Below are 13,765 nucleotides of genomic sequence, written 5' to 3' on the forward strand. Positions count from 1 at the left end.
CTGGCAAGTCACCTGTTGACCGCCAATGATGAACAATTGACGTGCCGCTCCTGTGGCCTCATCTCTTGTGGAATACATTATGTTGACTTTCACCAAGAAGCAGATACTGGCCATGCTGGCCATAGTCTTTCTTGTGGCGGCTCTTGCGGTGCTGATCAAGAAAAGGCAAAGTGAACTTGCTCAGATGAAGCCTGCCAGCACTTACCCAGCTGTGGTCAAGGTAGCTGCGGTAACCTCAGGTGAGCTGGAACTGTGGGTTCCCTACCTCGGTGAAATCGTCCCTGTCACAGAAAATGCCATTGCTTCCAAAGTATCCGGCTTTATCGAAAAAATTCCGGTAAACGAAGGGGATAAGGTGACATCTGGGACGATCATCGTCCAGATTGATGATCGAGAAATCCAGGAGAAGCTCAGACAAATTTCTGCCCAGATTCAGGAGGCCCGCAGCAACTTGCTGGCTTTGCAGGCCAGAATTCCGGGGCTGGAGTCTGCAGCTGTTACCACTCGGAGGACCCTGCAGCGCAACGAAAAACTCTTCAAGAGCAAGACAATTGCCAGAGAGGCACTGGATGCTTCTCAAGAGGCGTACGATATGGCCCTGTCAACCCTGAAAGCAACCCAACAAAGCATCGAAGCAGCTAAGAGTTCCATCATTACCTTTGAAGCCTTGCGAAGCCAGGAAAAAGCACTCTTGAATTATACTGCCATAAGGGCTCCCTTTAATGGGATAGTGAGCAAGAAACTCTTGTCAATGGGTGATCTGGCAATTCCTGGAAAAAGCATTCTAGAGCTGGTTCGCCCTGGTGATGGGGTCAAGGTCGAAGTGCAGGTGCCTCTCGAAGATTTTGCGCATGTCCGAGTTGGCACCCCCGCAACGATACTTTTTGACAACCGCTCCGCTGCTGCTTCAGTTTCTGCGATCTATCCTGCCACAGACCCTGCAGGCCTGGGAATAGTCAATATTATGTTGCCCCACTCCCCTTTCCACCTGCCTTTTCACAGTAAGGTCAATGTAAAGCTGTTGTTGGCCAAGGTGAAAGGCTTTATAGCGCCTGTCTCCTGTTTGCTCCATCGAGGCAGGAAATTCCTGGTCGTTAAGGTGGACTGCAAGAGCCGAGCTAAGCTGGTTTCTGTAGAAGTCTGTGGGCAAAATGACAGCCACTTTTGTTTTCACACTACTGCAGTTCAGGCTGGTGATCGATTGGTCTCGGCTCGCGAAAGTCGCCTGATGCATATCTTTCCTGGGCAGCAGGTCGCAGTGGTGCCGTAAGGAAGGCTAGATCTTGATCCGCAAGTTCCTCGAAAAGCCCTATTTTGCCCTCTCACTGGTGTTCGTCTTCTCTGCACTCGGGGCACTTTCGTTCCGATCCTTGCAAAAGAATCTCTTCCCCGATGCCAATCGACCCCAGATTGCAGTGGTCACTATTGAGCCCGGCGCCTCAGCCACCGATATAGCCAATCATATTTCCCATCGTCTCGAACAGGAGTTGCAAGCCATCGACCTGGTTCGCAAGGTCAGCTCCATTTCCAAAGAGGAAGTCTCTATTGTGCAAGCGGAGTTCGAATATGAGAAAGGGTTGGATCCGGCCAGCGTCGATGTTGCCAATGCACTCAATAAAATCATCACTGAACTGCCGGGGGACATTCTTCCTCCGCAGATCTACAAGATCAGTGACGCTACGCGGCCGGTAATGATTTTGGCAGTCAGAGCTAAAGATGGAACTTCCCTTGATCTGGCCCAGGTTCGCCAGATAGCGGAAAATGATCTGCAAGATGCCCTGCTGAACATTCCAGGCGTTGCTGATGTTGACGTTTTTGGCGGATATGAGCGGGAGGTCAGGGTCGACGTGGACCCTGCTGCCCTAGAGCGCTATGGCCTGACAGTTGCAGACATTGCCACCGCCATATCCAGCAAGAACCGCAATATTCCAGCTGGACTGATCATAGGCCGCGAAAACCAGGTGACTTTCAAATCCAGCGATGAAGTCAGCCACCTGAGCCGCTTCTTGAATATTCAGCTCACTGCCGATGTCAAGGTAAAGGATGTTTGTCGGGTCTATTACGGTCATAAGGACAGGCTCTCTGCATATCATGGCAATGGGGCGGCGGCAATAGGAGTCAGCATCATGCGGGCGGTGGGCGGCAACACCCTTGCTACTATTGATGCCGTGAATCACAAACTGCCCGAGTTGCAGGCCAGATATGCCCAGCTGGACATCCAGACCGCCGATACCCAGCAAAGTCTCATCGAGCTCAGCATTGACAATATGCTGGAAGCTTTGCGCGATGCCGTGGTCATGACTCTCATTGTCATCTTCCTGTTTCTGGCGAACCTCCGCAGTCTGCTGATTACAGCTGCCTCCATTCTCCTGACCTATCTAATGACCATTGCTCTCATGCATCTGCTCCACCTCGAGTTCAATATCGTAACCCTCACCGCTATCATTCTGGCAGTGGGCTTGCTCCTGGACGACGCTATCGTAGTAATGGAAAACATCGAAAGGCATTATTACGAACTGGGTAAGACAGCTCATCAAGCGGCCATGGAAGGCACCTCTGAAATCATGCTTGCGGATTTCGCCGGGACTATCACCACGGTCATTGTGCTGGTGCCCATACTCTTCATCGGGGGATATGTACAGAAAATCCTGGAGCAGTTTTGTACTGTCCTCATTTTGGCCCTGATTTCCTCTTATCTGGTTTCCATCTCGGTGATTCCTTTGTTGTCGCCGTTGCTGATGAAAAAAACACCTCACAAGAATCGCCTGGAAAAAATCACCTACAAGTTCAACCTCTTTTTCGTCAATCCCCTGGCGCGACTATATACTTCCCTGGTACAGATTGTTCTCAACAAGCGCAAGACCTTCATCCTTTTTCTCATCCCACTGCTGCTCAGTATGGTGCTTACGAGCAGGATGGTGATCCCCTTATTGGGAAGAGATCTCATGCCACCCATGGACACCGGCATCGTAAAGGTCTCTTTTGCCACGCACAGCAATAGTTCCACCGAGTTGAGCGAGGCGACTTTGACGGCCATGGAAGAGATCATCTACAGCTTCCCAGGCGTGCAGATGGTCTCCTCTACACTCGGTTCTGAACCGGGGACCTTCAGCTTTGGCAGCGGCAAGCGAACTCAAGATGGCAGTATTACCATTCATTTTGTTGACCGCTTTCACCGGAAAAAGACCATCTGGCAGATTGAAGAGGAACTGCGCCAAGCCTTTTACCGACTTCCTGGTCTGCATTACGTCAATGTCTACGACTATGGCGCCACGCCGCTCTCTTCTATTGTCTCTACAGTAGACCTGCTGATAACTGGTGACAGCCTCGAGGTGTTGCATGATATTGGAGGAGATGTCTCCACCCGACTCCATGGGGTGCGGGGAATCACCTCAGTGTCTCGCAGCTGGGATCTGGACAAACGTGAACTGATCTTTCGTATTGATCAACTGCAGGCATCTCACTATGGACTCACACCTGCAGACATCTCCTTTCAGGTGGCCGCAGCTCTTGGTGGAAAGCTTGCTACCACCTTCAACATTCCTAATGAAAAAGGGTTGCGAGTTCGAGTCCAATTTCGCAGCGCGGCTCGCAACAATCTGAGCGATCTGGAAACGCTGCTGATCAAGACGCCCAAGGGATACGTACCATTCAAAGTTTTTGCCGAGATATCGCCGGTGTTTTCTCCCTCGGTAATCACCCGCCAGAACCTCAAATACAGTCTCGATGTTTTCGGCTATCGAGCAACAGCAGCCATCAGTCATCTTCACCAGGAAATTGACCAGAAGGTTCTGCCCTACATCCAGCTGCCACCCGGGTACCAATTGAGCAAGGAGGGAGAAATCGCCCAGATGAAACTCTCCAGCACCCGACTGGAACATGCAATGCTGATCGCCATGATCCTGCTCTATTTTTCATTGGCGGTCACCTTCTCTTCCTGGAAGAGTCCTCTGACGATCATGCTGGCGATCCCACTGGCTGCCCTGGGAAGCATGTGGTTCATGCTCGCCTTTGGCAGACATCAATGTATGCCTTCCATGATGGGACTCATTCTCCTGGCGGGTGTAATTGTTAACAACTCCATCCTCCTCATCGATTTCATAGATGAAGGCCGCAACAAGGGTATGGCAACAGCCGCCGCCATTCAGGAAGCCATCAGACTGCGGGCCCGCCCCATACTCATGACTGCCTTTGGCACCAGTGTGGGCATGTTGCCGGTAGCTCTTCAGCAGGCAATCGGCCTGGAACGGCTGTCTCCACTTGCTGTGGTAGCCATAGGAGGACTCATTGTGGGCACCTTCTTGACCCTCATCTACGTGCCAATTTTTTACATTCTTCTCGAAGAATTACACCAGCGAGTTGCCTCAGCGCTAGCCAGGAAGACAAAGATGACCTAGGGGAGGCGACCCTGTATCAGCAAGATGAGGAAACAGTATGAAAGTCTACTTTCGTACGGATCTCAAGAAAACCTTCGCGGTTGGAATAAAGCCTCATTCAGAAAATTGCTAATATCCTCAGACAAAACAAAAAAAGTAATAAAATGCTCCCCTTTATACTACAGTCGGCCAAATTGACAGGCAGCCAGAAACTGGCGCTTTCTTTTGACTTTCTCTCGGAGAACGATACCATAAAGATATATACGTTGGGGGTCAGATAGTTTAACTAGTGGGAGAATTTTCTTGTGGAAACGACTTTTCTGGAGTTCAGAGTATCCAACGAATTTCTGAATCTTCTTCTGGACAACATTAATGTTGCAGTGCTGATTGCTGATGAAAACCTGCGCATCTATCATGTAAACAACAGTTTTGTCCAGCTTTTCGGCACGGGGCAGGAACAGATCCTGGAACGGAGATTTGGGGGTGTTACTGGGTGTAAATACCGGGTAGAAGAAGGAAGAGACTGCGGGGAAACATCGTATTGTGCCGAGTGTCAACTCCGCCACTCCTTGTTAAAAACTATGGTCAGCAAGGTCCCCGTAGATAAAGAGAAGATGCAGCGCATCTTTTATATCGATGGCAAGCCTGTCAGCAAGTTTCTGGAAATTTCCACGCGGCCAATAACTTACCGAGGCCGCGACATGATACTGATAATTCTCTACGATGTCACTGAGACAGAAGAACAGAAGATCCGTCTTCAGCAGCAGCAAAAACAGATTGAAGAAGATCTCGAGGCGGCAGCCGAGATTCAGAGAACACTGTTGCCGCAGCAACCATTTAGTTGCCACGGTGTGGAGATTGCCTGGGAATTCGAACCCTGCAGCCGAGTTGGTGGTGATATATTCAATATTTGCTGCCCGCAAGAAAATCGCCTTGATTTCTATATGCTCGATGTCTGCGGTCACGGGGTGGCAGCTGCCTTGATTGCAGTCTCAGTCTCACAATTTCTGCGGAGCAGACGCGAATTCTCGGGTGACTTGCCCAGTTTGTTCTCTCCCAACACCGTGTTGCACAGCCTCAACCAGGCATTTCCTTTCGAACGCTTCGACAGCTACTTCACTATAATTTACGGTTCTGTGGATCTCAACCGGGGCATACTCAAATACAGTTGTGCCGGCCATCCTCCACCCCTCATACTGCAGCCAGACGGAACTCTAGAGGTACTCGACCGAGGAGGTCCGGCCATTGGCATATTCAGTGATGAATTTTTCCACCAGGAGGAGAAAAAGCTGGTGCCAGGTCACAAAATTGTTCTCTACACTGACGGCGTTTCTGAAGCGTTCAATACTGCCGGTGAGATGTTCGGCAAGCACCGATTCTACCAGGCTTTGAGAAAATATGCCCACCAATCACCTGCTTCTTTTGTAGAGGCAGTCTACCAAACCATCCGAGACTTCAGAACAACCGCAGCTCTGGAGGACGACATCAGTCTCTTGGTAATTGAATATGTAGGAAATTCCTTGCTTTCAGGGTAAATTGCTGACCAGGGGCTACTGTCTTTCAGTGCTTTTGCAGCCAGGCTTTCTTTGGATCAGCCCCCTGGGCGGCAAATTAAGAGCATGCTGTGATATACTTTAATAGTAGCCCCTGGCTTGGCTGCAGCACTTGCAAGGGCTACCTCAGCATCTGCCGGGCGGCTGTTGCCGCATGCAGAGGGGAGTGTAAGTGGCAGGGATTCAACCTGCGGACCAATGCTGGGTCGAGGTGAGTGCCCATGGACCATATGGATGATAAAGAGTTGAGGGCTTCTGGTGTCAGTTGATTTTTTAAAAAACCTGCCTCAGGACAACTCTCTGTTTGAAGAGGTCCTGGCACTGCTCACCTCTAGCCAGGCCATTCATCGCTGCCTTGAACATATCTGGCAAAGATTCCACTTGCGCGCTCGTCTCTTTCTCCGAGAGGGAGAAAACCTGGTAATGCGGGCCTGTGTTGGCAATTACCAGCGTTGTCCAGAGATCGGTCTCCAGGTCCATCCTGACAGCATTGTCTGGGAAGTATTCCGCAGTGGCATGGCATTCAACTTTACCGAGCCCGCCGACCTTGTGGGTAAATCCCACACTCTCCCTGAGCCAGTACCTATTAAGGCAATTATACCTTTGAAAAGTGCCGCTCTGCGGCATGACTTGGGGCAGACCCTGGGGGTGCTGGTAGTCGATGCAGGGGATTCTTCCGAGCCCATCTCCCAGAAAGACTTTCAGTATCTCGAAGTTGTGGGACTGCTGCTCGGAGAGATCCTCGAGCGATCGCTTATCATGGAAAAAATGGATGCAATACAAAGGGAAAAAGAGAGCATGTCTCAAGAGGTGTCTCATATCTTCCGAAACCGCTTCACTGCTATCGGCGGCGCTGCCCGCCGGCTGGAAAAGGCGCTAGCCGATCCACTGCTCAAGCGGTGGGCCCATATCATTGTCGAGGAAGTCGCTAGAGGAGAACATGTACTCAACATGTGGAAAAAGTCTCCAGAGAAAAGAGGTTTTCCTATGGCAAAAGAAACCACACCTGAAAAACAGGCAGGCAGAAAAGGCTCGAGTGTTCTCATTGGTGTAGATTTTTCTGATTCTTGCCGACTCGCCCTGCGCAGGGCGATGAGATTGCTGCCCCAGCAACCAGAGCGCATTGTCGCCCTTCATGTAATCGACAGTGATTTCATAGAGCAATGCATCCGGCATCGACTGGGCGCGGAAAATCAAATCAAGAGGGAGTTGTTTCTCAACGCCAAGAGAGACTTGCAAAAATTTCTGCAAGAGGAAGGAATGCTGGGCAACGGCGTACAAGCCATAGTTACCCAGGGCGTACCCTTTGTGGAGATTAACAAGCAGGCCATCGAGCATCAGGTAGACATGATAATCGTGGGAAGTTGCGGCAAGACAGGCGACATGGAAACCATCTTCTTCGGCAGCACCGCTGAGAAAGTCTTGCGCTTCATTGCCCGCCCTGTACTTTGTGTGCCGCCGGATGTGGAATTTGACAAGTCGGCATCCCCGAAATAGTTACCATCCAGCAGGCAGGGGCAAAAACAGGCCACGACTTTAAGGGAATGTATCCTTTTTCTGCCGCCTCTTGCCGGAAGAATTTTTCTCTTAGACTACAGTAATACGCGCCGCCAGTTTTTGGCAGTGCAGAACCAGCCGATGCCAGCAAAAATCAGGGTGGCAACAACAGGCAGCAGTGGCGAACTGAAATAGCCCTCGCCAGTGATTCCAAGGCGCAGGAGCTCTACCACATAGGTGAGGGGTGACGCCAGAACCACGGGTTTCAAGACAGCGGGAAAATGCTCCACGGGCATGAATACTCCGCTGACAAAAAGCAGAGGAAACCTGAAAAAATTCATCAAGGTCATGGCCTCGAACACTTCCTTGACCATGACCGAGGCCAGCAGGCCGAACAAGGAAAACACCACAGCACCCAGCAGCAGTCCCAGCATGAAAAGGGGCAGGTGTTGGATGCGAAGCCCGAGAAGTGACATCAATCCTGTGGTGAGAATCAAGGCAGTGGCGATGCCGTAGAGGCCTGCACTTGTCATTTTGCCCAGGATGATAGTCTCCTTTCTCAGAGGGGCAAGAAGCAGTCTTACCAGGGTGCCGCTGCGCTTCTCAAAGGTAATTACAATGGCAGACATGGAAGTGTTGCCGAAGAGCAAAGTCATGGCAATAACACCCGGCGCTATCTGTAAATATTTCCTTGGTTCTTTCAGGTATACCGCCAGGATGAGTACTGCTGGCAGAAGCAGTCCCCAGGTAATCAGAGGTGGCTTGCTGTAATAGCTCTCGAAATCCTTTTTGCTTATGAAAAGTGCCCGGCGCAACTGCTTCATGCGACCTCCTGGTGAGACTGCAGCAAAGACAGAAATGCCTCTTCCAAAGAGGGCGGCATTGAAACCACATTCACGATCTTCACCCCATGCGCTCCGGCGTACGTCACAATCTGGCGCAGAGCTTCATCGAGGTTGGCAACTGCCAGTATAGCTGTATTATCCTTCATCACCACGCCTGTTACCGCGGTGCAATTCTGTAGAAGTTCTCTGGCGCCAACTTTTTGAGAAAATACCACCTCCAGCCGTTCTCGCTGCTCTGCAAGCTTGCGGATTTCTTCTGGCGTACCCGTTGTAACCAACCTCCCTTTGATAAGAATGCCAAGGCGGTGGGCGAGTTCATCTGCCTCAAACATGTTGTGTGTGGTGAGAAGCACTGTAGTGCCGTTGCCGTTGATTTCCATGAGTAGTTGACGCAGGTATCGCGCGCTAGGTACATCCAACCCAGTGGTGGGTTCGTCGAGGAATAGGATTTCCGGCTCGTGCACAAGTGCTGCCGCGATGGTGAGTCTGCGTTTCAATCCCTTGGAGAGGCCCTGAAACGGTACCGTTGCCTTGTCTTGTAAACCGAACATGGTCAACAGTTTTTCTCTCTGCAGTTGCCGTTTTACACGAGAGATGCCATAAAGCTCTCCCAGGTATTCCAGGTTTCGCTTGCAGCTCAGTTCAGGGTAGAGATTGGACTCATCAGGGACCACGCCGATGATTTCCTTGACTCTTATTGGATCCCTGTCAAGATCATAACCGCAGATCATCACCTTGCCGCCATCACGCCCCAACAGCCCGCTCAATATATTGACGGTTGTGGTCTTGCCCGCGCCATTCGGCCCCAGGTAAGCAAAGATCTCACCCCTGCGCACATGAAAGCTCACCCCATCCAGGGCGACTAGATCACCATAGCGTTTAGCAAGCTTTTCAACCTTGAGAGCAACGCCTTGTTCATTTATGGCAGAATCGTTGTTCAAGACAACACCCGTTGTACTAGCTTTACGGCAAAAAGCAGCAGAACTACGCCAAAAATTCGCCGCACTGTCTTGCCTTTCAGACGTGCCGCCATAATCCTGGAGCCCATCTGCCCGCCGGCAAAGGAAAAAAGTGCCGCCAACAGGATAAAATGCCAGTCTACTTTTTCCATGGACACGTGGGTAGCAAAACCACTGAAGGAAGAAAACACCACAATAAAGATCGAGGTAGCGGCAGCAGTCTTGGTGGGGACCTTCAGCAGATAGATAAGCAGGGGTACAATAAATACACCGCCGCCGATGCCCAGCAGTCCAGCCATAAAGCCGATTGCCACACCAATGGCCCCGCCGCCGATGATCCTTCGCCGGGCGGAAATTTCCTCTCCTTCGGATTCAAGCTTGCCGGAAAAAAGCATACGCCCAGCAGCCAGCAGGATTACCCCCGCAAGGACTGCTGTAAAAATTTTCACATCAACTTTTGCACTGGTATAGGCACCGAGAGGAGCGGCCAGAGTGGAACTCACAATGAGCGGCACCCCGATGTGCACATCCACCATTTTCTTCTGAAAGTAGGTGATGGCTGCAGAAATTGCCGCGATTCCATTGAGGAAAAGCGAAGCCGACAGGGCTGTAGGTACTGGAAAGTAAAGGAGAATAAATAGCGGCGAAAAGATGAGACCGCCACCAAGGCCTACCATGGTGAGCACCAATGAACTGGCAAAAATGATCGGCAGAAGCAGGAACAGGGGCATGGTATCGGTGGCCTCAAGCAAGAACTGATTCGAGTCGCACTAGAGCAACATTAGAAGCGGTTGCAGGCACACTCCCTAAAAAACAGGAGGACCCGGACTCTTCAGCGGCATGTCATCGTTGTCTGCCGGTGCATGGATGCTCTTGCTCTTCTCCATGGCATTCTTTGACCTGCTCCGGGCTGCAGTTTTCAGGCTTGTCCTTCAGTCTTTCCGGAAACTGACAGATACCCTCCTTTACCTGACAACACATAATGTCTTCCCTCCTCTCTTTGCTCTAATTCCAGACAGGAAGCCGCTGCTACAGCACAGGCCAATCTGGCATCTCTAATTTGCGCCATCCCCCAGAGACCTATCCAGAAGTTTTATTATCCGCCACTTGCACTCCTTTCGTAGTGGTCGAGAAAACGACTGAGCGCATCCTTGCTCTTCTGCATAAATGGGATCCAGTTTCGCAGCAACTCCTCACCTTCTCTGGTCAGATGATAATATCGCCGGGCAGGACCGCTTCCAGTGGTATCCCAGCGGGAAGATACGAAACCTTCCGTTTCCAACCTTCGCAAATGACGATAAATGATTCCAGGATCGATGTTTCCATCAACAAAGCCAAAACTTGAAATCTTCTCTATTAGTTCATAGCCATAGGATGGCCGCATTTTGAGAGCCAGCAGTAAAGAAGGCTGCAAAAAGCGCTCTGTCTTTCCTGCAGGGCAACCGCAGCCTTCACTATCGCCATGGCACATTTATTTTCTCCGATAAGGATTTATAGTCTATATAGTAGAGACACAGCTATCAGTCAACATAAAAACGTCGCTTTGTATTTAAACCGTGCTGCTCAGGGATGACACAGAGAACCAGTTCGAGCAATTTCTGCAAAGACAACAATGCAGCCGCTTGTGGTTTTGTCCACTCAGCAGGTCTAGCTACCCCGCAAAGGGCTCCACTGCCGGAATCCCGCGCGGGTTTTGCCCGAACCAACAAGGTATCAAGCCAATGGCACTCTTGCATACAACAGGCAGCAGAGCAACTCCCTGTGGCCATACACTGCCATTCTCTCAACTCAACAGTCCACTATACCGCAATAGTGACTTCATCTCATTTCCCAGACAACTACCAAGATAGCAGCCCGAAGACCATGCTGCAAGACACCATAATGTCCGGATTACGGACATAGCAACATGTTAAATTCATTTTCAAAACTTCACCTAGACATCAGTTCTGTCCGCGCATCGGACAAGGTTGGCATGCCATCTACCGTCCACTGCCATGATTCATCTCTCCTGTCCTTCAGAAAAGGCGCCAGGCAAAACTTTTTAGTGACTCATTATTGAATGTAATTACAGTTAGTTATAGCAATTCTTCCACAAATGCCTCAGGTGCAAGCATGACACATTCAAATCCACTCACTAGCCTGGCACAGGTATTGCCTTTTGTCAGGTACAGTGCACACCATTTTTACTTTTTTCAAGATACCGGGATATTGGATGCTTGACCCTATTTTCATAGTTGATGCCAACAGTAGACAACGGGCGGAGCTCTGCTCTTTCCTCGAGCTCGAGCACTACCGTTCCGTTGCCGTGGGTTCTCTTGGTGCTCTAGAAAAAGGCCTCAAAGAGAGCGGTTTTCAGTTGGTAATACTGGATCTTGACACGTTGCAGGTCGACAACCGCTTTCTTAGAACTTTAATCCACAAGAACCCCAGGACCTGTGTGATTGCTACTTCGACTCGCTCATTCCATCCAGAACTAAAAGAAGCTTTCAGTACTCATATCTCTGTCTGCCTCAGCAAACCACTGGATCTAGATGAGTTGCTCTACTGGATCAAGGCCATATGCGAGTCGCGGCCCAGTTCAAGGGATTCTCCGCAATGAACAACAGGAAACTGTGTTGTTCACTGCTTTCTTATTCTTACAAGGAGGTGCCCAGATGAAGAAGAGGCAAGAAGCCATGGACCGCCGCCAGTTTTTACGAAAAATCGGCAGCCGGGCTTCCATCATAGGCGCTGGTGTTGTTCTGTTGCAGCCCGACAGCTTAGTGCAGGCAGCGATTCCCAGGAAAAAGTACGGCATGGTTATCGACGTCAACAGATGCACAGCCTGTCAGGGCTGCACCATTTCCTGCAAGAGCGAAAACAACGTTCCGCAGGGTTATTTCAGGAGCTGGGTCAAAGTGATGTCTAAAGGAATCTATCCTGATGTAAGTGCCCATTTCCTGCCACGGCTTTGCAACAATTGTGAGGACGCTTCGTGCCTGAACCTTTGTCCGACCGGCGCTACTTACCGCACAAATGAAGATGGCGTGGTGCATGTGAACAGAGACGTCTGTGTAGGATGCCGTATATGTATTGTGGCCTGCCCCTATGGTTCTCGTTATCTCAATCCCATCAGCAGAACTGCCGATAAGTGCGACTTCTGCTATCACCGGATCACCGAGGGGCTAGAGCCAGCCTGTGTGGATGCATGTACAGGACGTGCCCGCATTTTCGGAGATTTAAATGATCCAACCAGTGAAGTTGCCAAGTACAAAGAAAGGCACGCAACTCAACGTCTGCGGGCAGATCTCGACACCCGCCCAAAGGTTCACTATGTCAATGCCGACGAGAGCATAATGGGGCCGGATTATTCTCGGCTTCTCGCAAGGAGGTCCTGATGAATGAGACCAGTCAATACATTTTCTGGATTCAGCCCGACGTGGCCCTAGGATATCTTATAGCCTGGTATTTATGGCTAATTTCACTGGCCGAAGGAACACACATCGTAGCACATCTCAGCTGGCTTTATTACCGCAGTGAAGATTATCGACCCCTGGAAAAAGTAGGGACTTTCCAGCCCTTCATTATCCTGGCCCTGGTCCCTTTGTTCCTGGTGGTGGATCTCGCTCGTCCGGAACGGTTCTACACTATGTTCTACCACTGGCACTGGACCTCACCGGTGGCATATGGTGTATATATTATCACCCTCTGTATGATCTCCTATGCTATCCACTCCTACTATCTGTTCAGGCCGGAATTGTTATATCGCTCCAGGCAAGAAGGCTCCTTCCAGGGCCTTTATCGGTTGGCTGTATTCAGCCAACAGGAAGCCGGCAGCCTCAAGCAAATAAGAGAGAGACAGCGGCGCAAAGAACGTTTCTGGGCCGGAGTCAGCCTGTTTTTTTCTTTTCTCGGCCTCATCTATCTGGGCATCCTGCTCTCCTCTTTCAAGGGTCGGACCATGTGGCACTCTTCAGTGATGGTGTTCATCTTTTTCAGCTTTGCTGCCTGCTCGGGTTCAGCTTTTCTAATCCTTCTCACCCATTTAAAGAACGGACTGGCCCACTCACCCCCCAAGGCACTTGCTGAACAGCAGCGCTACCTGGCAGAATTCGGCATCATTCTCAAGTATGCGCTTGTGGCGCAAGCCGGCGTCCTCTTTATCTATTTCGTCTTACTGCAATACACTGGCATTGGAGGCAAACTGGCGAGCCAGGTCTTTTTCAGCGGTCCGCGAGCCTTGCAGTTCTGGTTTTTCCAGGTAACGGTCGGGCTTGTTTTTCCCTTTGCCTTGATGCTGTTCAGAAAGATGCGCGAAAATGTCCTCATCTCATGCATCGCCGCAATAGCCGCCATGATCGGCACAGTTTTCGGTTGCCTTAACATATTCATCGGCGGACAGTTACTGCCCATGACTGGTCCCAAATGGGAACACCTCCCACCGGATCCGGCGAAGATGATTTTCGGTTTGCTCCTGATGGCAGTTATGCTCGTTGTTTTTCTAACTACTTATAAAATATTGCCTTATGAAAATATTGAAGGCTAACCTCAAGGAG

11 protein-coding genes are annotated in these 13,765 nt (G+C 50.5%); 7 read left to right on the top strand and 4 right to left on the bottom strand.

Going from position 1 to position 13,765, the window contains the following annotated elements:
- Window positions 1–79 precede the first annotated feature (79 nt).
- The 4 genes from JRI89_06560 (at window position 80) to JRI89_06575 (ending at window position 7,426) form a co-directional block, all read left to right on the top strand.
- The gene (locus JRI89_06560; protein MBW2070902.1) at window positions 80–1,270 is read left to right on the top strand and encodes an efflux RND transporter periplasmic adaptor subunit; all 1,191 of its coding nucleotides are present in this window, start codon (window positions 80–82) and stop codon (window positions 1,268–1,270) included.
- 13 nt (window positions 1,271–1,283) lie between these two features.
- Window positions 1,284–4,397, top strand: a complete 3,114-nt coding sequence (locus JRI89_06565) for an efflux RND transporter permease subunit (GenBank protein MBW2070903.1) — start codon at window positions 1,284–1,286, stop codon at window positions 4,395–4,397.
- A gap of 284 nt (window positions 4,398–4,681) precedes the next feature.
- Entirely contained in the window at window positions 4,682–5,911 is a 1,230-nt protein-coding gene (locus JRI89_06570) for a SpoIIE family protein phosphatase (GenBank protein ID MBW2070904.1), read from the top strand.
- Window positions 5,912–6,187: 276 nt separating this feature from the next.
- A complete protein-coding gene (locus JRI89_06575; GenBank protein ID MBW2070905.1) occupies window positions 6,188–7,426 on the top strand; it encodes a universal stress protein in 1,239 nt (412 codons plus the stop codon).
- A gap of 95 nt (window positions 7,427–7,521) precedes the next feature.
- Here the strand turns inward: JRI89_06575 and JRI89_06580 are convergent, their stop codons facing one another.
- From JRI89_06580 to JRI89_06595, 4 genes are all read right to left on the bottom strand, one after another.
- Complete coding sequence (locus JRI89_06580; GenBank protein ID MBW2070906.1) at window positions 7,522–8,250, bottom strand: ABC transporter permease; 729 nt, start codon at window positions 8,248–8,250, stop codon at window positions 7,522–7,524.
- Window positions 8,247–9,212: an ABC transporter ATP-binding protein gene (locus tag JRI89_06585; protein MBW2070907.1), complete on the bottom strand. Its 966-nt coding sequence runs from the start codon at window positions 9,210–9,212 to the stop codon at window positions 8,247–8,249. Before JRI89_06585 ends, JRI89_06580 begins: the two co-directional genes overlap by 4 nt.
- Entirely contained in the window at window positions 9,209–9,961 is a 753-nt protein-coding gene (locus JRI89_06590) for a sulfite exporter TauE/SafE family protein (protein MBW2070908.1), read from the bottom strand. The genes JRI89_06585 and JRI89_06590 overlap by 4 nt, the downstream gene beginning before the upstream one ends.
- A gap of 365 nt (window positions 9,962–10,326) precedes the next feature.
- Window positions 10,327–10,701: a helix-turn-helix transcriptional regulator gene (locus JRI89_06595; GenBank protein MBW2070909.1), complete on the bottom strand. Its 375-nt coding sequence runs from the start codon at window positions 10,699–10,701 to the stop codon at window positions 10,327–10,329.
- 741 nt (window positions 10,702–11,442) lie between these two features.
- Between JRI89_06595 and JRI89_06600 the strand changes: the two genes are divergently transcribed.
- The 3 genes from JRI89_06600 to nrfD all read left to right on the top strand — a co-directional run bounded on the left by JRI89_06600 (window position 11,443) and on the right by nrfD (window position 13,755).
- Window positions 11,443–11,829, top strand: coding sequence for a response regulator (locus tag JRI89_06600; protein MBW2070910.1), 387 nt, complete (start codon window positions 11,443–11,445; stop codon window positions 11,827–11,829).
- A 76-nt stretch (window positions 11,830–11,905) separates the two neighbouring features.
- Entirely contained in the window at window positions 11,906–12,607 is a 702-nt protein-coding gene (locus JRI89_06605; protein ID MBW2070911.1) for a 4Fe-4S dicluster domain-containing protein, read from the top strand.
- Window positions 12,607–13,755, top strand: a complete 1,149-nt coding sequence (gene nrfD / locus JRI89_06610) for a polysulfide reductase NrfD (GenBank protein MBW2070912.1) — start codon at window positions 12,607–12,609, stop codon at window positions 13,753–13,755. Before JRI89_06605 ends, nrfD begins: the two co-directional genes overlap by 1 nt.
- Window positions 13,756–13,765: the final 10 nt, after the last annotated feature.

This window comes from Deltaproteobacteria bacterium (assembly GCA_019309045.1).
GTDB lineage: Bacteria > Desulfobacterota > Syntrophobacteria > BM002 > BM002 > JAFDGZ01.